We start from the raw sequence: 23169 nt of genomic DNA on the forward strand, positions 1-23169 counted from the left end.
TTAGCAACGGTACCAGAAAGGAGAAAACATCCATGAGAAAACGGATAGCAATCGTCGGTAATGGACCGGTCGCTAATGAAACTGCGCCGATCATAGACTCGCATGACTTCATCATTCGCTTCAACGATTGTCGGTCTTTCGGCTCTGGCGCGACCCGCACGGATGTGGTCGCCGTCTGCAATACCGGGCGGCCGGCGAAGAAGATGCTTGCATCCCAGGAATGGCGCAGTCATGCCGGAATTGTCGATGCATCAGAAATCTGGAGTGTACGCGATCCTGAAAAATTCGCACAATTGCGGCCGGCCCTTGCTCTCTCGCACCCCGAGCTCGATGACCTCTGCGATGATTATACCGATCAGTTTACTGCCTTCTGCACGGAAACGGGAAAGCGACATACCGTCATCGACAAAACCATACACGAAGCTGTCGACAAAACGCTCGCTGATTATCAGCCAGCGCCATATGTGGTACCAAGTAGCGGCATGATTGTTATTGGCAACGTGCTCGACAGATTCCCCGAGGCCGATGTGACACTGGCAGGGTTCGGGCATGAAGGTTGGGAATGGCATCCCTTCGCGGCCGAAAGGAAGCTCGTCGATTCCTACTGTGCGACCGGACGAGTAAGGAGGCTTGGCCGTGTGGCATCACATGCAACATAGCTGTGCCGTCCGCGTTGTGTCCAATCAGTCGTTGCAAAACTTTGCATTCGGTATCCTGCATGAACGCATGCGTAAGCTGGCGTTCGACATATCGTCCAGATTAAGTTTGATGCGTCTGATCAAATCCTTGCGACAGGAACTATGATGACCCCGTCACGCTTCATGGAATGCCTTGCTTATCTATTTTGGTCGAGGGAAACGCTCGTTGATATTCTCGAGTGTGACCCGGTATTGGTGAAGGAGTGGGCCGAAGGGCGAGAACCCGTTCCGCCGCAACTTGCCGCCTGGCTCGAGTCATTGGCAGTAGCGCATGCCAAGGCGGGAATTCCAACAGCCTATCGGCGCAGGCACGCCGTACGTATGGGGTTCAAATGAAAGCACCGGTCTCACTCGATCTGCCAACCCTGCGCTTCTACGCACAGTCTGCCCAGGTTTATTGCGCCAGCGGTCCTGGCGGCGTCAGCCGCAACCTCCATTCCTTTCTGCAGATGCTCAAGCCCGGTGCCTGCATTCTTGAACTGGGCTGCGGTGGCGGGCGGGATGCCGAAGCCATGATCGCAGCGGGATTCAAGGTCGACCCGACGGATGGCACACCGGAAATCGCCCGCAAGGCAGAAGAGCGTCTCAGACAACCCGTGCGTGTCATGCGTTTTGATGAACTTGATGCTGTCGAAACCTACGATGCCGTATGGGCCAACGCGAGTCTGCTCCACGTTCCGAGACGCTCCTTGCCGCAAGTGTTGACGCGCGTTTCCAGAGCACTAAAGCCGGGCGGACTGCACTTTGCCAGTTACAAGGGCGGCGACATTGAGGGACGCGACAATCTTGGCCGCTATTTCAACTTTCTGTCGCGGGAAGAGCTCATCGCCATCTACCATCGCTCAGCCCCCTGGGAAATAGAGTCAATCATCGAATACATCGGTGGCGGTTATGAAGGCAAGCACGGCCCTTGGGTGGCGATCACCGCCCGAAAGCCAGTGTGATATCTGGCTGTTGTCGAAATGCCGATACCCGCTGGAGGGGGCCGGGATAACGCTGCGCAAAAGAGCGTGAGGCTGCCTAGCGGCCTTGCACTTTGTCCTTGCCAGCGGGCGCTTTAGAGCAAAACTCTTCCTGATATTGACAGCCGTGCAGGTGGCGATTTGTTCTTGCCTTATCAAGGAGATAATCGAGGATTTGGCGCAGAACAAAAAACAGATTGGTTGCCATGATTGGCATAGTCCGTCCCACATGACTTAGTGGCGAAAATCTGATGCTTGGTACCCGAATTACCGGTTTCGACCCCTTGCGGACCTTCAATCGAAGGCGTCGTACGGGAAGACCTGACTCTTCTGCGACGTTCCAGTTGAGACGACAAAACGGCTGCTTTCGGGGTGGCGACCGACCTTGCGTCAATCCGAATTCCGGTCGTCGTATTCGCGAAAATGAGGTATTGTCGCCCAGAACGTGTCCAGCCTCGTCTGCCACGGCGCAGTTGATCCAGGACTTCTTCAACATCACGGAGTTGCGTCGATGAAGCTTAGCGATTTCAATGCCCTGACCTTCGACTGCTACGGCACGCTCATTGACTGGGAAACGGGTATGATCGAGGCGCTGAAGCCGCTGACGAGCAAGGTCGGACGGTCGCTCTCGCGCAACGAAATTCTCACGGCCCACGCCCGCCATGAATCCTCGCAGCAGGTTCAAACACCGTCGAAACTCTATCGAAATTTGTTGCCGGTTGTGTACCGCCGCCTCGCCGAGGGATGGGGCGTTGCCGTCGACTGGAGCGAATGTGTCGCCTACGGCCGCTCGGTCAGGGATTGGCCAGCTTTCTCTGATTCCGCCGGCGCACTTCAGTATTTGAAGCGGCACTACAAGCTTGTGATCCTTTCGAACGTGGACAACGAGAGCTTTGACGCGAGCAGCAAAAAGCTGGGAGTCGATTTCGACGCGGTCTACACGGCCGAGGACATAGGCTCCTACAAGCCGTCTGACCGTAATTTCGATTACATGCTCGCAAAGCTGGGGACGCTTGGCATCCAGAAGCATGAGATCTTGCACACGGCGGAAAGCATGTTCCATGATCATGGCCCGGCGAACCAGCACGGGCTTGCCTCCTGCTGGATATACCGCCGCCATGGTCAGGAGGGATTCGGGGCAACCATGGACCCGGGCCAGATGCCGCAATGTGACTTTCGCTTCAATACCATGGCCGACTTGGCCAAGGCGCATCAGGAAGAATTGAGCGACTAGCCCAAAATCAAGGCGCGCCAGCCAGCGAAGGACCCGAGCCGGATCGCATTGCAGACGCTGCCTCCGCGGCCTAAAGGTCGCGAATTGGCGCTTCCTGCTCGGCGAGACGGAGGGCAGAATACCACCCAATAAGGAAGTCTGGTCGGTTGAGACCGAGATGCAAACTTACCGACCATGACGTTTTCCACCGTTAACCTTTTGTTAATTAAAAATTTCTTGTCGCTGCGAGAGAATCGGGCATATTAATCACGCTTAAAGAGCATATGGATTGAGAAAAGCGTTATTCCCGAGAAAGAAGCAAATGAATGTGGCGCCGGAAATTAGTTTCGAAGTAGACTTCGACGAAGAGATCCTCGAGCAGGGGGAGCTCATCTCGGACAAGCTGAACATGCTCCGTATTGAGCAGTTTCCGCCGAACGCTGAAAAAGGCCTTCGCCAATTTGCATCTGCCGAAGTGGCCGAATTTCTGAGTGTAACACAGAACCACATTAAAAAACTTCACCTTGAAGGCAAGGGCCCGACTCCATCGACCACTCCATCAGGCCGCCGAACGTACACCGCCGCTCAAATGCTCGAACTCCGACACTTCCTCGACAAGCACGGTCGTTCGGACTTTAAGCGTTATGTGCCGCACCGTCGCCAAGGAGAAAGTCTGCAGGTGATCTCGGTTGTGAATTTCAAGGGCGGCAGTGGCAAGACGACAACGACCGCCCACCTTGCCCAGTACCTTGCCCTGACGGGTCATCGCGTATTGGCCATAGACCTCGACCCTCAAGCATCCCTAAGCGCACTCCATGGCATCCAACCCGAGCTTGATAAGAACCCTTCACTCTTCGAAGCCCTCCGTTATGACGGTGACCGAAAATCAATCAAGGAAGTGATCCGGCGCACAAACTTTCCTGGCCTGGACATCGTGCCAGCGAACCTAGAGCTCCAGGAATATGAGTACGAAACGCCCCTCGCTGCCTCTAACAAAAGCTCGCCCGAAGGTCGAATGTTCTTCACGCGGATCTCTACCGCTTTGAGAGAAGTTGATGATCGGTACGACGTGGTCGTGATCGACTGTCCACCACAGCTCGGATACCTGACACTTACTGCTCTCACAGCGTCGACGTCTGTTCTGATAACCGTTCACCCCCAAATGCTCGACATCATGTCGATGAGCCAATTCCTTCTCATGCTCGGCAGCATTCTGAAATCGATCAAGGGCGCTGGAGCCATTGTGAAGTTGAAATGGTTTCGCTATCTCGTGACGCGCTATGAGCCGACGGATGGTCCTCAGGCACAAATGGTTGGCTTTATGCAGGCCTTGTTCAACAAGCGCATGCTCCAGCACCAGATGGTAAAATCAACAGCGATTTCGGATGCGGGCATCACGAAGCAGACGCTTTATGAGGTTGAGAGGAACCAGTTCATACGCTCAACTTATGACCGCGCCATGGAAAGTCTGAATGCTGTTAACGGTGAGATCGTATCTCTCGTTCACAAAGCTTGGGGGCGCAAATGATGTTGTTTTTGACAGCCGTGCAGATTGGAAGATTGGCGAGTAAAAACAGGACCCTGTGGTTAGTGTCAGGAGGCTTGTATGGCTAGAAAGCACCTGTTGGACAGCGTCACAGCGTCTCTCTCCGCAAGCGATGCGGCACCGTCTCCATCCGCAGCCCGGTCCGAGTATGCCAAACGGGGAGCGTCGCGTTCGATGATGCTATCTCTGGACGAGATGGCGGAAAACTCGATGCGCATTTTGGAAGGTGAGACGGTTGTTTCGCTTGATCCTACCTTGCTCGAAGGTTCATTTGTCGCTGACCGAGTAGGTGATGATGACGATGACTACCGCTTGTTGCTCGAAGCGATTAGGCAGGCAGGCCAGTCTTCGCCCATCCTGGTTCGACCTCATCCGGACGATGCGGGGCGTTATATGATTGTCTATGGCCATCGACGGGCTAGGGTCGCCAGGGAACTCGGTATCAAAGTCCGCGCAATCATCAAGCCATTGGAGGACATTGCCCACATCATCGCGCAAGGCCAGGAGAACACTGCCAGGGCGAACTTGACCTTCATTGAGAAGTCCCTATTCGCCAAGAAGCTCTCGAATAGCGGAATGACGAAGGACACGATCAAGGCGGCCCTCACCGTGGATGACACCTTGCTGTCACGAATGCTGGCTGTCGTCGAAAATGTTCCTGATACAGTGTTGGAGGCCGTGGGCTCTGCGAAGGGTGTCGGCCGGGATCGATGGGAAGAGCTCAAAAAGCTGGTAGTCATTCCCCTAAAAGCGGAGGCGGCTATTGAGTTTGTCAGTAGTGAAGAGTTTAGGAATTCCACCCCTGAGAATCGATTTGACGTGCTGCTGAGTCACCTGAAGAAGGGAAAGAAGCCGAAACAGCAGGCTGGCAAAGTTGCCGAGAGAGCATGGGCGCTAGCTGATAACACTGTGAGCGTGTCTACGAAGGGTTCGGGTAAGGCATTCACAATGGCGCTGAAATCCAAGGACGCATCGCGCTTCGGAACCTATGTATCCGAACAGCTGGAGCGGCTTTACCGTGAGTTCCGACAAAGGGAAAATGAACAAACAGGAGATTAGACCGCAAAAGAAAAAGGCCCCCAAACGTTGCCGTCGTGGAAGCCTTCCTCATATCTAAGCAATCTGAGAATCGCATTTCCACGAATCACAGTCAAGAGTCTTTGGCACCGTTACGGGTGATTGGATTTCTTTTGCCTTTTTGAAGAGGTGAATGGAGATGCTTGGAAATCTGATAACGACGCCTTTTGGGCGGCGAGCGATGTCGCTTGGCCAGCTGAAAACACAGGCACAAGCGCAGGAAATCGAAGAAGGCAAGGCGGCTGACAAGTGGCAGGTCTATCGCTGGCTATGCGAGGGCAAGGAAATCATTGGTGTGGGCGACCGATCCCTAGCCGTGCTCAACGCCTTGCTGTCATTTCTACCCGAGAATGAGCTGTCGGTGGAAAACGGGCTGGTGGTGTTTCCCTCCAATGTCCAGCTCTCGATGCGTGCTCACGGCATGGCCAATGCCACCTTGCGCCGGCATTTGGCAGTACTGTTGGAATGCGGTCTGATTACCCGCAAGGACAGTCCGAACGGCAAGCGGTATTCGCGCAAGGGCAGGGGAGGGGAGATCACCGACGCGTTCGGCTTCTCCCTGGCGCCGTTGCTGGCACGTGCAGAAGAGCTGCAGCAGGCCGCTGAGAGCGTGCGTGCTGCCTCGAGGGCACTCAAGCTCGTCCGCGAGCGTATCACGCTGCACCGGCGCGATATTGCCAAACTCATCGAGGTCGCTGTCGCGGAGGATGTTCCCGGCGACTGGGGGACGATCTGGAAGCGGTTTCGGGCAATCGTCGAGGCAATCCCGCGCCAGGCGGTACTTGCCGCCCTGGAGCCAATCCTGAGCGATTTGGCGGCGTTGCATGACGAAGTGGCTATCCTGTTGGAAAACCATGTAAATGCTGAGAATCCGAGCGTCAATGAGTCTCAGAATGAACCGCAGCAACAGAATTCAAACACCGACTCTACATCTGATCTTGAACCTGGCTTAAGAAGCAGCCAAGGACCAAAACCCGAGCTGGTAAAAGCCAAAGCGGAAGATGCGACAAAAGCCTATCCCCTTGGATTAGTGATGAAGGCCTGTCCGGAAATTGCGGACTATGCCGCCAGCGGGATCAACAACTGGCGGGATCTGATGGCTACGGCAGCACAGGTGAGGGGATATCTCGGCATTTCACCCTCGGCCTATGAGGATGCGCTTGATGTCTTCGGCCAGGAGAACACCGCAATCGTCATTGCCTGCATCCTGCAGCGGGCGCAAAACATCAATTCCGCCGGCGGTTATTTGCGAGCTTTGACGGAAAAGACGAGGGCAGGGGAGTTTTCCGTCGGGCCAATGCTAATGGCGGCTCTAAAGGCAAATGGCGTGCAGCCGCAGCTGGTGACCGCGACATGATGGTGGTTCCAGTGGGGGCTGTCATCCGCCAGTCCCTTGCTGTTGCAGCGGAGCGGAGGGAGCCAGGCTGGGTGGCGGGTCTTCGGTCGAACAAAAAGCGAGTGCCGCCAACAGCGCAAAACACATGATGAGCGCGAGGACGACGAGGTGTTGTTGTCTCATCGAACACCTCCGCATTTTGAAAACAGTTCGATGCGCATCGTTCCGCCTTTGCTTGGCTACGGAGCATCGGCTGAAAATGAATCGGAGAGCGTATTATATATCAAACCGCCTGGTTTTGGTTTGAGTGCTTTTTGAGCGGTATCCGGCTTTGTCCACCACCATCGCTCCCCGGTGTTTCGAGATAGCCTTCGTACGTTTTGCGCACCTGGTCTGCGGCCCTTTGCTTCGACGCCTGGTGACCGCTCATTATGCCTTGGCGGAACTGCGAATGGCCAAGCAGAAAAACCCAGCGCCAGCGGCCGTTAAGCGGACCTCCATCGATGCGATAGATCCGACCGATATCAATGCCGTTCGGCGCGATCGCCGTGAACTCATGCGACGGCCCTTGCGCGCCAATGCCGGTTTTTTGCCAAACGATATTATCCATTGCTGTCAAACTCCGTTGGCGCCAAATTGTTTCACACGTAGCAACTGGCACCCTGGAAATCTCTACGGGGAAGGCATGCAGTCGGAGCAAATCCGCCTTACCGGCGCAAGGGAAACCCTGCTGATCACGCTCCAGGCGAAGGCGGAGGAAAGCGCCATGCCGGATTCCCTGCTTCGCGACTGCTTTGCCGCAGATGCACTGCGCCGTATCGATCAGGACAGTCGCCACTTGAAGGTTGGTCACGACATGATCGTCGGCATCGCGGTACGCGCCTATATACTCGATCGCTGGACGGAGGCGTTTCTTCGGCGCTGCCCGGAGGCAACGGTTCTCCATCTCGGCTGTGGTCTCGACAGTCGCATCTTACGCATCGATCCCGGGCCGAACGTTCACTGGTTCGAAGTTGATTTCCCCGATGTCATCGCCTTGCGTCGGCAGATCTACCCCGACCGCGCGGGCTGCGCAATGATTGCCTGCTCGATTGTCGAGAGCAGTTGGATTGCAGAACTTCCTGCCGACAGGCCAGCCATGATCGTTGCCGAGGGCGTTCTGCCATATCTGGAAGAAGATGAGGTTCCGCAGCTTCTGCGGCGGATCGCTGGCCACTTTCCCTCAGGTGAAATCGCCTTTGATGCCTATGGCAGTTTCACGATCCAGCTGCTGCGCTTCCATCCGGTGCTCCTCGCAACCGGCGCCAGCCTCCACTGGGCGCTCGACGACCCGGCAGAGATGGTGCGACAGGTGCCGGGGCTAGAGCTTATCGAGGATCGTTCCGATTGGGACATCGGACAGGTGGCTCGAATGTCACCGCCCGCCCAGATTGCGCAACTCTTTAGCACCGTCCTGACACCCTATCGCATGGGGCGCCTGCTTCGCTATCGTTTCTGAGACATTCATGCCGACAAACTTTGGCGCGTCGTGGTCGACTGTCTCCAAAGTTCAAATCAGTCGATTCCCAGCGCTACTTCGAGGCCGCTAGTGGTATCGGCCTAACATAAGAGTTCGCCTTTGGCGAAAGCGCATACGAGTCTGGCGCATGCGCACCGGAATATCCTTCATTGCGCGAATTACGCAGACCGTTCGTCAGACGGTCGGCTATTAAGGCTTGACACTGGCGGCTTTCATGAGTCGCGCCGCGCCTTCACTCTCGCTCTCCACGAAGCGCACGAACTCAGGCTGCGTCATACTCATTGGCTCACCCCCGTGGTTAGCGATCCACTCGCGCAGATCTGGCCCGGCGAGCACGCGCCCGATGTCATCCGCAAGCTTGTCAACGACGCCGGTCGGAGAACCAGCCCGCGCCCACATTCCATACCAGATCGGGAAGTCGAATCCGGTGACGCTCGCCTCCGCGATTGTCGGTACCTCCGGGAGCAAGGTTGAGCGCCGCGCGGTACTCACGCCCAGCGCAACGAGTGTGCCGTCGCGAATGTGCGGTAGGGCAAGAGAGATTGGCACCAAATAGTAGGTGAAGCGCGCCGCTATCGCGTTGGCGATCGTATCGGCGTTCGAATCATTCGGCGAGGGAGGTACATGCAGCGCCTTGATTCCCGCCGCTTGATTGAATTTCTCGACTCCAACATGTGTGCCGGTGCCGATACCGGTGGATCCAAACTTGAGCTCACCTGGCTTCGCCTTCGCCGCCGCAATGAGCTCGCCGACGGTGGTGACACCAGTCGCCTTGCCTGCGACGAGCACGTAGGCTTGCCTCGTGAGCGGAATGATCGGAATGAAATCCTTCAACGGGTCATACGGGAGGTCCTTCTGGAGCGCCGCACTATATGCCTGAGCGTTGGTGTTTATCAGCAGCGTATGGCCGTCGGCCGGTGACTTCGCGACCTGTGCAGGGCCCGCAGTGGCTCCCGCACCTGGGATGTTCTCCACTGTCACCGAATGGCCCCACATCTCAGAAAGCTTCGGGGCCAGGGCGCGGGCCAACAGGTCAGGCCCGCCGCCCGCCCCGAACGGGTCAATTATGCGTACCGGCTTGGCCGGATAGTCTCGTGTGGACGCGGCCAGATTTGTTGCGCTTTTCATCGTGTCCTCATGTGCCGTCAAACGTGGGCACCAAGTGTTAGAATCTATCCACTAGATATGATCCGGAATAAGTCAAATCTGCTCTAAGGTCAGGAGCTGTTAATCCGGTCGACCCTAAGGCGTCTGGCCGCCGAATTCGCGTATGAGCCGGTAAGTCAACAGGCGCTCGAAACGGCTTTCGAAGTTGATCCCCTCGACCTTGTCGAACTGGATTTGCGCAAGGTTGTGTTGCCTCATCAGTTTTGGCGTCAAGGTGACGATATCGTTTTTCAGCGTGGCGCAATCGCCGCGCCACGGCAGCGCCTTGATCTGGCGCTCCATGTTGCCCGCAGCCGAGCGCGCGATGCCGATATGGCCTTCCTCGTGTCGCTTGATGTCGGCGGAGAATGTATCCCAGATCAGGGCAAGATCGGGCTGGGCAGTCCGCCGCTGGTTCCAGCGCGGCAGAAAGACTTTTGCGTGCACGACGATGTCGGCGTCAACCACCCGGCAGTTCTTCCCGTCAGAACCATACTTGGTCTTGTTGGTGAAACGCATCTGCACTGCGCCTGGATGGCGTTGCCCGGTTGTTTCCAGCTTCGGTCCTCTACGGCCCAGCTCGCGATCGAGATCTTCGGCGGTGCGGCCGTTCACGGCAAAATATTCATATTTGCGCAGGACTACTGCGGCATCGGCGGTTGGTATGGCCACGAAAAGCGCCATGCCGAGTGATGCAACTTTGGCAACTGCCATTTGGAATTTGCCTCGATTTCAACCAAAGCCTTTCTATTCCTTACTCTACCATCAAAACACTGCAGATGAAAAATCAGCTATTGTGATACTAACCCGACGGGGCGAGAGCCGAGAATTCACTTGCGGTCCGATCTCATGCAGCGGCCCTGTATTTATCGGATCGCGAGGGCTGCAACGGCTATTGTGATACCAACCCGAGCTTCTTGGCTCGATCGAGCAGGTTCTTGACCGACGAGGCTGCCCAAGTGGAAGAGCCGCGGGGCGTGCGTTCATGCATCGCTTCGAGCTGGCTGGCAATGTCACGCAAGGCCAGCTCTGGATTAGCGTTGGCGATGCCAGTGATCAGCGACATCAATCGGTCTTCCGGCGTGCGGCGAGGCGAGGGGCGTATTAGCCCAGGATCGGCCAAGCCTTCGCGCACCAGCCGTCTGACCGAGCGGCGCAGGCGATCGACGCTCCAATTCTGTCCCGTCTGATGGTTGAGACTGCGTGCCACGTCTTCCCACGGATGGTCTGGCCGCATGCGCTGCACAACCGGGAGCCAGGACGGCATGGTTGTGGTCAGGTCAGCCAGATGGCTGCGATTACGCACTCGCGATGCCTTGGCGATGGCTTCTGGGTTCCGCATCCGAAATCCGGGATTGCCCGGCAGATTACCTCTGGCCTGGGCTGCCCGGATCCCCGCCTTGGTCCGTTCCGAAATCAGTGCCCGCTCCAGCTGCGCCACAGCCCCGAGAACTTGCAGCGAAAACATGCCCTGCGGCGTCGACGTGTCAATCGGATCCTGCAGCGAGCGGAAGTGTGCGCCCTTCTCTTCCAACTGCTCGATGACGGCGAGCAGATGGCTGACAGAGCGTGCCAGACGATCAAGTCGCACCACCACCAGGATGTCGCCGCAATCGATCTCGCGCAAGAGCCTTGCCAACACCGGCCGCGCACGAGATGCACCGGAGCCATGTTCCTCAGAGATCTCGTGACAGCCCGCGGCTTTCAGCTCAATGAGCTGGGCATCATGGACCTGATCTTCAGTGGAGACGCGGGCATACCCGATTAGGCGGGGCTTTTGGAGAGCTTTCATTCGAGGATTCTAGCAACGAAAAAGGTGTTTGTACAATATCGGAAGTCATGGATAAACGGTCGTTTGAAAATGCCGATAATAGGTAAAGCGCCGTCCGCATAGGCGACAAAACGCACGAACTACAGGGAAAACGGGCGTCTGGATGACAAGAGAAGCGCACGCTACGTCGGTGTCCGTTCCGGCCGACATTACTTTGCAGTGAGTTGTTAATACATAGTCCGACAAACCGAAGCTAAATACTCTTTAGGTGCGGTATAACCAAAACTATTAACGTAAACAGGGTGTTAAGGTCGTCAGCGTTCGTGGCGGCGATGATTTCAGGAGGGATGCGCTTCCTGCATCATTCCCATCCGAACCGAAACCATCCCGCGGCTGCCAGTACATCCGTGGTCAGCGCTGGGTTTCGTTCCAGGATTCCAACGGAGCGGCATACGCGCCGGATTGGCGCAATGGAGCCGCTATCGAGAATTCGTTGGTGAATGGCGGGTCTCTGACACCGCGAAGCCAAATCGGCCCAAATCAACGAGCCACTCACATGCACTTCGATTTGGTTTCAAACAAGGCGCGGCATGACGTTTATTTCCGATGGTGAGTAAAAAACTAGCATATCGCCGATGCATAACATCGATAAAATCGAGGAGATTATGTATTAGAAGCAGTTACATCTCGAAAATCTCGTGCTTTATATCAGTCGATATTTTGCAATACGCGAGAATTAGTTTTGGCACTCCTATCATTCGAGTGCCAACAGCACTATATATGGGTTGCAGCTGCCCCTATGCGTCGGCTGCGGAAAGAACCCAATGAAATTCCGGCCACTCCACGACCGCGTCGTCATCCGACGTGCGGAACGCGATATCAAATCCAAAGGCGGGATTATCATTCCCGACACCGCGAAGGAAAAACCGCAGGAAGGCGAGGTGATCGCCGTCGGCCCGGGTTCCCGCGACGAAAGCGGGAAGCTGGTTCCTCTCGATGTTAAGGCGGGCGATCTCATCCTGTTCGGCAAGTGGTCCGGGTCCGAGGTCAAGATTGACGGCGAAGACCTTCTGATCATGAAGGAGGCGGACATCATGGGCATCATCGAGAAGACCGAAGCGGCCACCAAAAAAGCCGCCTGACCGGACTCTCCGCCCCCTCACTCTCAAGATCGAACTGGACAAACATCATGTCTGCCAAGGAAATCAAATTCTCCACCGATGCCCGCGACCGCATGCTGCGCGGTGTCGAACTCCTGAACAACGCCGTCAAGGTGACGCTCGGCCCGAAAGGCCGCAACGTCGTCATCGACAAGGCCTATGGCGCGCCGCGCATCACCAAGGACGGCGTCACCGTCGCCAAGGAGATCGAGCTCGCCGACAAGTTCGAGAACATGGGTGCGCAGATGGTGCGCGAGGTTGCATCCAAGACCAACGAACTCGCCGGCGACGGTACCACGACCGCGACCGTGCTCGCCGCGTCCATCCTGCGCGAAGGCGCCAAGCTGGTCGCCGCCGGCATGAATCCAATGGATTTGAAGCGCGGCATCGACCTTGGAGTCGCAGCGGTCGTCAAGGAGATCCAGGCGCGCGCCAAGAAGGTGAAGTCTTCGGCTGAGGTGGCCCAGGTCGGCACCATCGCCGCCAATGGTGACGCCACCGTCGGCGAGATGATCGCCAAGGCGATGGACAAGGTCGGCAACGAGGGTGTCATCACCGTCGAGGAGGCCAAGACCGCCGAGACCGAACTCGACGTCGTCGAAGGCATGCAGTTCGATCGCGGTTACCTCTCTCCCTACTTTGTCAACAATGTCGAGAAGATGCGCGTGGAACTGGAGGATCCTTACGTCCTCATCCACGAGAAGAAGCTCGGCAATCTGCAGGCCATGCTGCCGATCCTGGAAGCTGTGGTGCAGAGCGGCAAGCCGCTGCTGATCATCTCCGAGGATGTCGAGGGCGAGGCTCTCGCGACCCTCGTGGTCAACAAGCTGCGGGGCGGCCTCAAGGTCGCGGCCGTCAAGGCTCCAGGCTTCGGTGATCGCCGCAAGGCCATGCTGGAAGACATCGCGGTGCTGACCGCTGGTCAGATGATCTCCGAGGACCTCGGCATCAAGCTCGAAAACGTCACGCTCGACATGCTCGGGCGGGCAAAGCGCGTGCTGATCGAGAAGGACACGACCACGGTCATCGACGGCTCCGGCGACAAGGCCGGCATTGCCGCACGCATCAGCCAGATCAAGGCGCAGATCGAGGAGACCACCTCCGACTATGACAAGGAGAAGCTGCAGGAGCGGCTGGCAAAGCTTGCAGGCGGCGTGGCGGTGATCCGCGTCGGCGGCGCGACCGAGACCGAGGTCAAGGAGAAGAAGGACCGCATCGACGATGCGCTCAACGCCACCCGCGCGGCGGTTGAGGAAGGCATCGTGCCTGGCGGCGGCGTCGCGTTGCTCCGCGCGAGAGCCGTGCTGGCCTCCCTTACGGGGGCCAACGCCGATATGACCGCCGGAATCTCCATCGTGCTCAGGGCGCTTGAGGCCCCCATCCGGCAGATCGCCGAGAATGCCGGCGTCGAGGGCTCGATCGTGGTCGGCAAGTTGACGGACAGCAAGGATCGCAACCAGGGGTTCGATGCCCAGACCGAAACCTATGTCGACATGATCAAGGCCGGCATCGTCGACCCCGCGAAGGTCGTGCGGACCGCCTTGCAGGACGCCGGTTCAATCGCCGCCCTCCTGATCACCGCCGAGGTGATGATCGCCGACATCCCCCCGAAGGACGCGCCCGTAGCCGGTAACGGCGGGGGCATGGGCGGAATGGGTTACTGAGCAGTGCCTGAACCGTTCGGTCAGCGCGGCCGGACAAAGCAATCCGCACTCCAACCTGGAAGGAAAATTTTTATGGCCATGCAGAGCACGACGAAACAATCTCTCTCCCGTCGTTGGGAAGACTACCAGCCTTCGAAGACCATGCTGGTCTGGGCATGCATCGCGGCGGTGATCGCCACGATCGTTGTCGGCTTCAGCTGGGGCGGCTGGGTCACCGGCGGCACTTCGCGAACCATGGCGGCAGCGGCCGGTGACACCGCGCGCGGAGAATTGGCGTCCGCCATATGCGTCGAAAGGTTCAACGCGGCACCGGATGCGGCGACGAAACTTGTCGAGTTCAAGGCGATACCCGACAGCTTCAAGAAGCGTCAGTTCGTGGAGGCTGGGGGCTGGGCGACGATGCCCGGACAGACCAGCCCTGACAGGCGCGGCGCCGAAACCTGCGCGGTGGCTCTCGCTACCTGAAGCTCGCCAGAATTGAAACGGCGACCGCCGGAACATCCGCTCCGGCGCGCCTTTCCGATCAACCTGAGCAAGGAATGCGACTGATGATCACCTTCGTGAAGAAAGCCGAGCCTCAACCTTTACCCGACGAAAGCGAGGACAACCGCTTCGAGCGGATACGCAAGGCTGGATTGGAAAGGCAGCGGAAATCCGACACCGACCGAACCCGACGCCGCGCCCGCCAGACGGCCGAGGACAACAGGCTGATCTAAGGGGCATGCACCCTATCCGAAAAGGCAGCGTCCGATGAGATATCTTGATCGAATAAGAACGGAACCGTCGCTCTGGCTCCTGACACTGATGGTCGGCGGCGTGGCCGCCACGATTCTTTACGTGGTTCTGACCAGCATCACCTATTGACCGAGGCGCGCGCGGGCTTAAGTCCTGTGCCGTGCCGTGCCGGCGCACGCCCGAGCGGCATAGGGGAAGGTAGAGGCCTGGCTCTTGAGATTGTAGGGTCGTGGGCCTGCCGGCTGGGCCCCTCTAGCTATCCGGGGCGCTATTCAGCGGCCACCCTGGTCCGGAGAACTTTTGTTCCCCTGCACGAGAGCGCCAGAAATCGGTCATTGCCGGCCGCCTAAGGGTGTTCGTTGCCGGGGCGCTCCGCTCCTGCGCTCGCCCGATCTCAAGTCCACTGTGGGTTGAACGATGTAGCATGCTGCTGATCCTGCCGTCCTTGAATGGCTTTCTCCTTACGCGGCACTCTATCCCGCTGACGCCAGCCCTCCGGCCATTCAGCAGCTGACATTCAGGGCTTGATCGAGCAATCGCAAGGTTCCCATCATTCCGACGCGCATGGTCTCGTCACGGACGCGGAGCAGCTCGGCCCTGCAGCTCGGGTCTGTAGGCCGCCGTCCATGCGCGGCGATGGCGCGGCCCCAGGCGGTCCACAGATCCGCCCATTCCAGAGGTTCCGCCCTGGTGTAATCCTCAAGCGCTTGCGCGTAGCGCTCTGTCTCGTCCCAAGCGCGGGCTTCGAGTGCAGCCTGCATGGCATACCGATACGACCAGAAGTAATTGTGCCCGACGGAGCCCTGCGCGAGCAGCGCCTCGCATTCGGTTAGGGCTCGGGCGCGCCGCGCCGGGTCTCGTGTCGTTGCCGCCAGTTGAGCCAGCATCCACGGGCCGACAAACTGCAGGCCGCTCTCGCGGGCAATCGCAAGCGATTTCTCGAGCATGTTTTCGGCATCCGCCCGTTGGCCGCGGAGGCGCAGGACCTCGGCCTGGTGCTGCAGTGCGTGCGCCTCGAACCGTTTCGAGCCGATTTGCCCGGCCAGTTCGATCAGTCGATGAGCGGATGCTTCGCACCGCTCGGGCTCACTCCGCGATTGGCCCACGTCGGCGAGGAGATTGTGCACGATGATCTCGGCCCGAAGGTGGCCCACCCGCGAGGCGAGCTGCAAGGCTTGACCGGCCACTTCGAGTGCTCGGTCGAACTCACATGTGTAGATCAGGCAGTGACCGACCATGGGTAGGTTCGCGACCTCGATCCGGCCCAGGCCCTCTTCGCGGGCCAGCTCGACGCACCGGCTGAAGCGGTTGCGGGCTTTACGCATATGCCCGCGCATGTAGTCGGCGTCACCAATGCCGCCGAGCGCCCGGGCTTCAAGTTCGACCGAGCCGGCGCGCCGGGCATGCTCCAAGGCTCGGGCATGCTCCGCTTGGCAGAAATCGATCTGGCCGAGCGGGAAATGCAGGTTCCCGCGCAGGTGATGAATGCGGGCGAGTTCGAGATCAAGCCCCTCGACAGCGGCGCCGACGGGCTTGTCACATTAACTTTGGCTCAGCGAGTTTGGCATAAAAGGATGGGCATGAACCAGCCTGCTGTCTGCTATAAGCACCATCGTTTTTCACCCCAGATCATCGCTCATGCAGTGTGGCTGTACTACCGGTTCCCGTTAAGTTTGCGCCTGGTCGAGGAAATGCTTTTGGAGCGTGGGATATTGGTATCCTATGAAACCATCCGCCGCTGGGGGATCAAGTTCGGTCCGGATTATGCGCGCCGGCTGCACCGCAGGCAGGCGTCGCAGAACGATGTCTGGCACCTTGATGAAATGGTGATCTCCATTTCGGGCAAGAAACACTATCTGTGGCGCGCCGTTGATCATACCGGCTATGTCCTTGACGAGATCATGCAGACCCGCCGCAATACCAAGGCTGCCAGGCGATTGCTGATGCGCCTGTTGAAACAGCAAGGCTTGCCGCCCAAGCGCATCATCACCGATAAGCTGCGATCCTATGGTGCAGCGAAGCGGCAGATCATGCCCCATGTCGAACACCGCTCTCACAAAGGGCTGAACAACCGGGCCGAGAATTCCCACGTGCCGTTACGAAAACGGGAATGGTCCATGCAGGGTTTCCGGTCGCCGGGAGGACTGCAACGCTTCGTTTCGATCTTCTCCACCTTACGCAATCTGTTCGTTCCGTCCAACCACAACCGCACTGCTTTCGCTATCCATCTACACAGGCTCAAAGCCATGGCAGAGTGGAAAGCTGTAACTGGAGCGACCGCCTGAAATCGGAGCTGCGGGTATCGTTGCCCACAATTTGGATTACCGTGACATCGCCGGCGGTGCCACTCCAGAAGGATGAGCAACTGATCATGGTAACGGACAGCTACCTGAACAAAGAAGCCTTCCTGCGTGTCAGCGAACTTGCTGATCGGGATCCCACTATCGCAGCCTTATTCGATGAACTGATGACGATCATCGATATCTCTCGGGTTACTCGTGCCGAATTCGAACTGGCTCAAGTTTAGGATTAAAGCACCTGAAATATTTGCGCTGAGCGCGGTCATAACCCCACGGTTACTCTATAGACCTAAAGGTCAACTTGAATGTTCTAGCCTGCGGAACGAATATCGTTTCCCACGGGGAAGGTCTTCGAGTGATCAAAACGCAATCTCAAAGGGAGCAGGCTGGAGCCCAAGCTCTCCGCAAGCAAATACCGCAGCCGGAGTTCATGACGGCAATGCGTATTAATTGCACGCTCATCGCGACGGGCGACGATTTCGCGAAGTTGTTGTTGACGCTTGCCGAAGCGGAGCGCACCGCAGAACCCGCCGCGTTAAAGGTGAGCAGATGAACTCGATGTCCCGTTCATACTCGGAGTTATTCCAGTCGACCGCCGCTGATTTCTCCGCGCACTATGATGTAGCTGGTACTTTTATCCCTCCGCTACCTGTGGCCGATAGCGGTTTGAGTGAACATGCTGTCGGCGGCGGGTTACCTGGCCGCCATTTGATTGCAGAGTTCTATGGTGCCTCAGCTCTCGCGGATATGGGGCGAATCGAGTCGGGATTTCGGGACGCAATCATCCAGTCACGCGCTACGCTGCTCCATTTACACTTTCATAGATTTGGGAGCGGAGGAGGGATCACCGGCGCCGCAATACTCGCTGAGAGCCACATGACGGTTCATACATGGCCAGAGAAGAGCTTTTGCGCGATCGATATCTTCATGTGTGGCGTTTGTGATCCCCGAAGTTGTTTGCCTGCCATGGTCAGAGTGTTCAGCCCGCGCCGTATCGAGATCATTCAGATTATGCGAGGGCTCTGCGTATGTGATGTTGGCGCAGAGTGTTCATCATGACGTATTCGCCACATCAGGCTGCACCATCGTCACCAGAGGAGGATGAGCGATCTTACCCTCTACCGCCTCTACCGCCAGGGTATTTCTATGCGGATGCCCCTTCCTACCAGTTGCCGTTCCGCGAGAGCATGTATGTCGTCGAAATGGCTGATCCGATTGATCGGTATCACTATAGCGTTAAATCGATTCTCTGCTCGGAAAAGACGGCTTTCCAGAGCGTCGTGATAGCTGACACGTACAATCATGGTGTTGCACTGTACCTGGATGGCGTGATTCAGAGTGCGGCTCACGATGAGGACCTCTACCACGAAATGCTCGTCCAACCGGCGATGCTGCTACACGAAAAACCGACAGATGTCTTAATCATTGGCGGAGGGGAAGGAGCTACGTTGCGCGAAGTCCTTGCGCACCGTACGGTTCGCAAGGCAGTAATGGTCGATATCGACCAACAAGCCGTAGAACTCTGCCGACGGCATCTGGCAGAATGGCATTGCGGCGCGTTCGAGGACCCGCGCGCGGAAATTCACTTTCAGGACGGACGTGAATTTATTGCGGGCGATGACCGGCAATATGATGTCGTGATTGTAGATGTAGTCGATATGCTGGACAACGGCCCTGCTCAGCGGCTCTACACGCGACAGTTTTACGAACTAACCAAAAAACGGCTTCGCCCCGGAGGAATTCTGGCGATCCAAGGGCTTGAGTTCTCAATTAATCATTGGAAGGATCATATCGCCCTACGGCGCACTCTGCAGACCGTTTTTGCGAACGTCGGTAGCTATCATCTGAATGTCCCGTCATTCCTCTGCTCTTGGGGCTTTCTGATAGCGTCGGATGGGAGCGACGCTCTTGAGCTTATCTCTCCACTGGACATCGAGGGTCGAATTTCGGCTAAGCTCGATCCTGATTGGCTCGATCATTTGAACGGAGAGCTTCTGCATGCGAGCTTCTGCAACTGCAAAGAATTGAAACTTTATCTCTCGTTGCCGGGGCCGATTGTGGATGATGATGATCGCTACGTAAGATTCCCGGACATACACGAGGTTGATCCTACATGGGAGAGACTTCGATTAGTGCGAGACGACGGGTGACCGCAACTTTGCTCAAACCACGTGCGTGGCTGCTGACGTTTGGATCCGAATCGTCGCAGTGCGCCAACGAAGAGATCAGGCTAGATTTGCCAGAGCCTGTCCTGGCCTTATTCGAAGAACTCCCGCACCCCGATTACTTGCTTGACGCTAGGACGCTTGCGCCAATCACTATGTCGCGCTCGCACGATTGCGAGATTATCTTCCTCCCTGCAGGTTCTGCGACGCCATTCCCAATGCAGAAGGCGGCGGAGGGTTGGATATCCGAAGATGCATCTGGCGCCGGCGCCCGACAATCAGTGATCGAGGTCTCATTTCAGGGAGCCCGCGTCTTACGCGCAGTACGCAAGATAGTCATCGTCGGGGACCAGGATTGGCCGGCTAGGAAGGGGATCGCCCAATTTGAATGGATATATAAACAACTATGTCGCCTAGAGGAGGGCATAGTAAGCCAATGGCAAACTTCAGAAGAAGATGCGACGTTCTTCTACTTGAGCCGTGCTGGACGTTCGTTCCAGCAACGAGCAGGTGTTTCGGCCGCCCAAGCGAGTGCGGCAAAGTATTGGCTGATCCGCGCGGAGGCGTTGCTCGATCGCTCTGACCTGATCACGCCTCCAATTGCTCGGCGCATATTTCTTGAGCTGAGCTTAAGGACAGAGATTGCCGCGCGTATAAAGGCGGCAGAAAAAGCAGTCGACGCAACTCACTTGTTTTACGAACAAGCTTTTATGCGGTTAAGTGAAAGGCGGGAGGCCGGAAGAAGTCTCTCGATCGAAATATGCATCCTGCTCGCAATTCTAGCCGAGGTCGCATTGTATATCTGGGAGCTCTGGTTTTGATCAGCCTAGACTATAGACTAGGTGTCACGGACAAAGGGTATCCAGAGTTTGATTGAGGCCAATGCAACGAAGCCTAGTAGGACTCCTTTGTCTTGTCATAACAGGTTGCCAAGCGTCGCCAGTTCTTGAGTTTGTTGAACAGGCGCTCGATCTGGTTGCGCCATTTATATTTGCGAAGATGATTGAGGGCTGTTTCGCGGCGGTTGCTCTTTGCCGGGATGACCGCCTCGCTATCGGCCTTGTCGATCTCGGCTCGGATAGCATCGGCATCGGAGCCTTTGCCGGCGAGGAATGCCTCAACCCGATCGGTGGCGATTGTCCTGCGCCGGGCGACACCGGCGCCCTCGTTCAGCTCGAAGCAAGCAGCTGATCAGCGCCCATTCCTCATCCGTCAACCGATCCGTTCGCCCAACGCTGCCTCCATACGGCAGATCCCCAGTCAACCTTTGCTCACGAGACCTAACATCTGCCGCTTTCCCAGGACGAGCGAGTATAGCCGAGGGATTGCGCCGCCCGCTTTTCGGCAGACGTGAGCTCAGACCAATCCTTGTCAGAAGTCGAGGACTCACCGTTTCCGTCCCACAGCCTCTGCGAGTAGCCGAGAGCCCCCCAAGCACCCTTCTCGACCGAGCTCAGTTCCGCCCAATCATAGTCCTGATACTCGCAGACATTGTTTGCCGCACGGACTGGCGTAGGCACCAAAGCGGAAATAATAGTGAGGGAAAGAGCGACGGTCAGAAATGCCGACTTAGCTCGACCAGTGTGAAACATTCGAAACTCCTCTCCAAGTTTGTAGTTCAGCCAAGTCTATCGGTGCAACATGGATGGCAGGACCGATACAGTCATGAGTTCATCGGTATTGTCACCCTCGGGTATTGAAAATTGAGGTGCCGACATCTCCCTCACACAGGATGTGTTGATCCGAGCTTCAGGATTTGTCAGAAAGTCCGCGACCACGTCTCCACCGCATTTCGTGGCATCAATCACATCATGACCAACGCCGCGAAACAGTACAAACTGACTGCGCCCCATGTGCCTCGCCAAGTCCTCTGACCAGTTCGAGGGAGCAGCCGGATCATATTCTCCTGCTAGCAGTAGGACTGGAACCTCATTTTTCTGACGCGGTCCATTTGGTTTGACCGATTTTGCAGAGGGCCAAAGCGGACAAGCCCAATTGTAGAAATTATCCCGCACCCAGCTATCCAACAGCGCAAATTTTGCCGGCGACGCCGCGGGAGACATGCGGTCACTGCATACGACCGAGAGATGCATACCATCGGCGAACGCGCGACTGTCTTCCTTCATGTCGTAAAAGCTGAGCATCTGGGCAAGTGGCCCATAATCCTGGTCCGCGGTCTGCCGGATCAACTGGGGTAACATTTCAATCGCGCCGCGGTCATAGAACTGATTGAATATCAATTCCAGAACGTCGGCTCCGGACACCCGCGTGAACGTGGTCGATCGGTCGTTGCTTTTGAGGCGCAGCAATATCGGTTGGGCATCCAGTTGTTGCACAATCTCGTTGATCAATGCCTTCATATTTCCAACGCCACCGCGGCAGCCGGGGTGCGCTGCACAATCCTTATCAAGTTTATTTAGGACCCTGTCCAAATTCGCAGCGTCACGATCGACGTAGTTGACGTCGAGCGGCAGCGTTGAATCGAGCACTGCGGCAATGATCTCCTGGGGATGATGTTCCAGGACGTGCAAGGCGACCTTCGTTCCGTACGAAATGCCGAAAAGCACCCATTTTTCTATTTTGAGCGCCCCACGCAAGTCGTGAATGTCGGCAGCGTTCTCGCTGGTATTGTACGCGGCGAGGTCAATGCTCTTCCCGATCAAATCATCGCGACATGCCTCAACTTCGCGTTTTTGTGCCAGATCAAAATCGAGCGGGTCATTGGGGTGTGATATAATGCCATTCCAGAGCGCCGGACTGTAGTGTTTCGAACAGCTCAGCAACGGTTCCGATAGGCCGGCGCCCCGCTGATCAAATACGACCAAGCGGCGGCCGCGCAACCACGCGCCATTGTCGATAAAACGCCACCATTCTTCAATGTCACCCTTGCTCTCGATCCGCGCAGCTTGACCCGGACCCCCGCTTAGATAAACAACGGGCTCGTGCCGCTCGCGGTCCGGCTCGAAGATGACAACCGCCAACTTGATAACTGCGCTGTTTTCTTTCGTACGGTTCTCCGGCACCACCAGATGCCCGCACCTCATATCGCGATCCTTGGGGACGGTGAACCAGCATGTGGTCTGCATGAATTCCGCTTGCCTTGCAGAAACCGGACCCGCAATCAGCATGATGACGAGCAGCATCAGCAAAAACAGACTTCCAGCCGGTGCGGACCAGTTGCACGGTTGCAGACAGATTTTGGATTTGATCGCGGCCATGATCGTTTTCCCCCCATTGCCGCTGGTCGATTGACGAAACTGACTATGCGGGCATGCCCGACAATAGGCCCATTCTCGCAAGGTCGAAAGTAAACTAACCAATGTAAGCAAATATGCTTAGTTTCTCGCGAGTCGTTACTACGCTGATTGGCAACAACATAGAAATACGCTGAGAAGATTGCTTGACGCATCCGGTAGGCGATGCGGGATGCACTCGCGGCGCAGTCGCCGTTGTCAAAGGGTTGTGTTGCAAACTTTTTGTCAGTGACTGACATGCGATGGGTTTGGCTCAGTGTTCAGCCAGGAAGCCGCAATGTTCAAGGGCCGTCATTTTGATCGAACCATCATCCTTCTGTGTGTCAGGTGGTACCTCTCTTACAATCTCAGCCTTCGCGATCTGAAGGAGATGATGGCAGAACGCGGCATTGAGATCGACCATTCAACCATCCATCGCTGGATCATCCACTTCAGTCCTCGGCTGCTTGAGACCTTCAACAGAAGGAAGCGCCAGGTCAGTTGCAGATGGCATCTGGATGAGACTCTGAGTAATTGATTGTCAGCGCTCTCTGGCGGCTACTATGGCCGCGTCAAAAAGAGGAGAGCAGAATGGAACAGCTTTTTGTAGGTCTGGACGTGTCAAAGGAAGAGACGGCGATCTG

The 23169-nt window shown here is 56.8% G+C and carries 27 protein-coding genes and 1 pseudogene; 19 read left to right on the forward strand and 9 right to left on the reverse strand.

All coding sequences use genetic code 11. The annotated features are described in order from the left end of the window. Positions 1 to 32 precede the first annotated feature (32 nt). Both CU102_RS24090 and CU102_RS24100 read left to right on the forward strand, forming a co-directional pair. Positions 33 to 659, forward strand: coding sequence for a Urease operon accessory protein (locus CU102_RS24090; protein WP_106713618.1), 627 nt, complete (start codon positions 33 to 35; stop codon positions 657 to 659). Positions 660 to 1030: 371 nt separating this feature from the next. After that, positions 1031 to 1642 carry a class I SAM-dependent methyltransferase gene (locus CU102_RS24100; protein ID WP_106713619.1) on the forward strand — a complete coding sequence of 204 codons (612 nt, stop codon included), beginning with the start codon at positions 1031 to 1033 and terminating at the stop codon, positions 1640 to 1642. Between the two features lie 76 nt (positions 1643 to 1718). Here the strand turns inward: CU102_RS24100 and CU102_RS29955 are convergent, their stop codons facing one another. Further along, positions 1719 to 1868, reverse strand: a complete 150-nt coding sequence (locus CU102_RS29955) for a hypothetical protein (RefSeq protein WP_166648551.1) — start codon at positions 1866 to 1868, stop codon at positions 1719 to 1721. Between the two features lie 303 nt (positions 1869 to 2171). Between CU102_RS29955 and CU102_RS24105 the strand changes: the two genes are divergently transcribed. From CU102_RS24105 to repC, 4 genes are all read left to right on the forward strand, one after another. Then, complete coding sequence (locus tag CU102_RS24105) at positions 2172 to 2894, forward strand: haloacid dehalogenase type II (protein ID WP_106713620.1); 723 nt, start codon at positions 2172 to 2174, stop codon at positions 2892 to 2894. A gap of 301 nt (positions 2895 to 3195) precedes the next feature. Continuing rightward, positions 3196 to 4401 (forward strand): plasmid partitioning protein RepA, encoded by a 1206-nt coding sequence (repA, locus tag CU102_RS24110; protein WP_106713621.1) that lies wholly within the window; start codon positions 3196 to 3198, stop codon positions 4399 to 4401. Between the two features lie 78 nt (positions 4402 to 4479). Next, a complete protein-coding gene (gene repB, locus CU102_RS24115; RefSeq protein ID WP_106713622.1) occupies positions 4480 to 5478 on the forward strand; it encodes a plasmid partitioning protein RepB in 999 nt (332 codons plus the stop codon). 157 nt (positions 5479 to 5635) lie between these two features. Continuing rightward, on the forward strand, positions 5636 to 6853 hold the full coding sequence (repC, locus tag CU102_RS24120; protein ID WP_106713650.1) for a plasmid replication protein RepC: 1218 nt from the start codon (positions 5636 to 5638) through the stop codon (positions 6851 to 6853). A 21-nt stretch (positions 6854 to 6874) separates the two neighbouring features. Here the strand turns inward: repC and CU102_RS29960 are convergent, their stop codons facing one another. Then, positions 6875 to 7015: a hypothetical protein gene (locus tag CU102_RS29960; protein ID WP_166648552.1), complete on the reverse strand. Its 141-nt coding sequence runs from the start codon at positions 7013 to 7015 to the stop codon at positions 6875 to 6877. A gap of 100 nt (positions 7016 to 7115) precedes the next feature. After that, positions 7116 to 7442: a hypothetical protein gene (locus CU102_RS24125; RefSeq protein WP_106713623.1), complete on the reverse strand. Its 327-nt coding sequence runs from the start codon at positions 7440 to 7442 to the stop codon at positions 7116 to 7118. Between the two features lie 75 nt (positions 7443 to 7517). On the opposite strand from CU102_RS24125, the gene CU102_RS24130 reads away from it, so the two are divergent. Beyond that, positions 7518 to 8330 carry a class I SAM-dependent methyltransferase gene (locus CU102_RS24130; RefSeq protein ID WP_106713624.1) on the forward strand — a complete coding sequence of 271 codons (813 nt, stop codon included), beginning with the start codon at positions 7518 to 7520 and terminating at the stop codon, positions 8328 to 8330. Between the two features lie 210 nt (positions 8331 to 8540). Here the strand turns inward: CU102_RS24130 and CU102_RS24135 are convergent, their stop codons facing one another. The 3 genes from CU102_RS24135 to CU102_RS24145 form a co-directional block, all read right to left on the reverse strand. After that, entirely contained in the window at positions 8541 to 9479 is a 939-nt protein-coding gene (locus CU102_RS24135; RefSeq protein WP_106713625.1) for a Bug family tripartite tricarboxylate transporter substrate binding protein, read from the reverse strand. A gap of 114 nt (positions 9480 to 9593) precedes the next feature. Next, positions 9594 to 10211, reverse strand: a complete 618-nt coding sequence (locus tag CU102_RS24140) for a DUF922 domain-containing Zn-dependent protease (protein WP_106713626.1) — start codon at positions 10209 to 10211, stop codon at positions 9594 to 9596. A 178-nt stretch (positions 10212 to 10389) separates the two neighbouring features. After that, positions 10390 to 11289 (reverse strand): recombinase family protein, encoded by a 900-nt coding sequence (locus CU102_RS24145; protein WP_106713627.1) that lies wholly within the window; start codon positions 11287 to 11289, stop codon positions 10390 to 10392. 803 nt (positions 11290 to 12092) lie between these two features. Between CU102_RS24145 and CU102_RS24150 the strand changes: the two genes are divergently transcribed. The 4 genes from CU102_RS24150 (at position 12093) to CU102_RS29965 (ending at position 14808) form a co-directional block, all read left to right on the forward strand. Next, positions 12093 to 12410: a co-chaperone GroES gene (locus CU102_RS24150; protein ID WP_106713628.1), complete on the forward strand. Its 318-nt coding sequence runs from the start codon at positions 12093 to 12095 to the stop codon at positions 12408 to 12410. 47 nt (positions 12411 to 12457) lie between these two features. Next, entirely contained in the window at positions 12458 to 14092 is a 1635-nt protein-coding gene (groL, locus tag CU102_RS24155; RefSeq protein WP_106713629.1) for a chaperonin GroEL, read from the forward strand. Positions 14093 to 14164: 72 nt separating this feature from the next. Beyond that, a complete protein-coding gene (locus tag CU102_RS24160) occupies positions 14165 to 14557 on the forward strand; it encodes a hypothetical protein (protein WP_106713630.1) in 393 nt (130 codons plus the stop codon). Between the two features lie 83 nt (positions 14558 to 14640). Beyond that, complete coding sequence (locus CU102_RS29965) at positions 14641 to 14808, forward strand: hypothetical protein (protein WP_166648553.1); 168 nt, start codon at positions 14641 to 14643, stop codon at positions 14806 to 14808. Positions 14809 to 15330: 522 nt separating this feature from the next. Here CU102_RS29965 and CU102_RS24165 read toward each other — a convergent pair. After that, complete coding sequence (locus tag CU102_RS24165; protein ID WP_106713631.1) at positions 15331 to 16314, reverse strand: tetratricopeptide repeat protein; 984 nt, start codon at positions 16312 to 16314, stop codon at positions 15331 to 15333. A 93-nt stretch (positions 16315 to 16407) separates the two neighbouring features. Between CU102_RS24165 and CU102_RS24170 the strand changes: the two genes are divergently transcribed. The 7 genes from CU102_RS24170 to CU102_RS30575 all read left to right on the forward strand — a co-directional run bounded on the left by CU102_RS24170 (position 16408) and on the right by CU102_RS30575 (position 20483). Further along, positions 16408 to 17112 (forward strand): IS6 family transposase, encoded by a 705-nt coding sequence (locus tag CU102_RS24170; protein ID WP_106713651.1) that lies wholly within the window; start codon positions 16408 to 16410, stop codon positions 17110 to 17112. A gap of 41 nt (positions 17113 to 17153) precedes the next feature. Then, positions 17154 to 17354, forward strand: a complete 201-nt coding sequence (locus CU102_RS24175; RefSeq protein WP_106713632.1) for a hypothetical protein — start codon at positions 17154 to 17156, stop codon at positions 17352 to 17354. Between the two features lie 128 nt (positions 17355 to 17482). Next, positions 17483 to 17680 (forward strand): hypothetical protein, encoded by a 198-nt coding sequence (locus CU102_RS24180; protein WP_106713633.1) that lies wholly within the window; start codon positions 17483 to 17485, stop codon positions 17678 to 17680. Between the two features lie 5 nt (positions 17681 to 17685). Beyond that, the gene (gene speD / locus CU102_RS31170) at positions 17686 to 18186 is read left to right on the forward strand and encodes an adenosylmethionine decarboxylase (RefSeq protein WP_166648623.1); all 501 of its coding nucleotides are present in this window, start codon (positions 17686 to 17688) and stop codon (positions 18184 to 18186) included. Then, on the forward strand, positions 18183 to 19277 hold the full coding sequence (locus CU102_RS24190) for a fused MFS/spermidine synthase (protein WP_106713635.1): 1095 nt from the start codon (positions 18183 to 18185) through the stop codon (positions 19275 to 19277). Before speD ends, CU102_RS24190 begins: the two co-directional genes overlap by 4 nt. Further along, a complete protein-coding gene (locus CU102_RS24195; protein WP_106713636.1) occupies positions 19274 to 20113 on the forward strand; it encodes a hypothetical protein in 840 nt (279 codons plus the stop codon). The genes CU102_RS24190 and CU102_RS24195 overlap by 4 nt, the downstream gene beginning before the upstream one ends. 61 nt (positions 20114 to 20174) lie before the next feature. Beyond that, positions 20175 to 20483, forward strand: coding sequence for a hypothetical protein (locus tag CU102_RS30575; protein ID WP_245425513.1), 309 nt, complete (start codon positions 20175 to 20177; stop codon positions 20481 to 20483). 89 nt (positions 20484 to 20572) lie between these two features. On the opposite strand, the gene CU102_RS24205 is transcribed toward CU102_RS30575, so the two are convergent. Both CU102_RS24205 and CU102_RS24210 read right to left on the reverse strand, forming a co-directional pair. Beyond that, positions 20573 to 20884: a hypothetical protein gene (locus CU102_RS24205; protein ID WP_106713637.1), complete on the reverse strand. Its 312-nt coding sequence runs from the start codon at positions 20882 to 20884 to the stop codon at positions 20573 to 20575. Positions 20885 to 20920: 36 nt separating this feature from the next. Then, entirely contained in the window at positions 20921 to 22510 is a 1590-nt protein-coding gene (locus tag CU102_RS24210) for an alpha/beta hydrolase (RefSeq protein WP_106713638.1), read from the reverse strand. A 313-nt stretch (positions 22511 to 22823) separates the two neighbouring features. Here CU102_RS24210 and CU102_RS24215 point away from each other — a divergent pair. Continuing rightward, positions 22824 to 23051, forward strand: a pseudogene (locus CU102_RS24215) (IS6 family transposase); the annotation flags it as partial. Positions 23052 to 23169 lie beyond the last annotated feature (118 nt).

This window comes from Phyllobacterium brassicacearum, from assembly GCF_003010955.1.
GTDB lineage: Bacteria > Pseudomonadota > Alphaproteobacteria > Rhizobiales > Rhizobiaceae > Phyllobacterium > Phyllobacterium brassicacearum.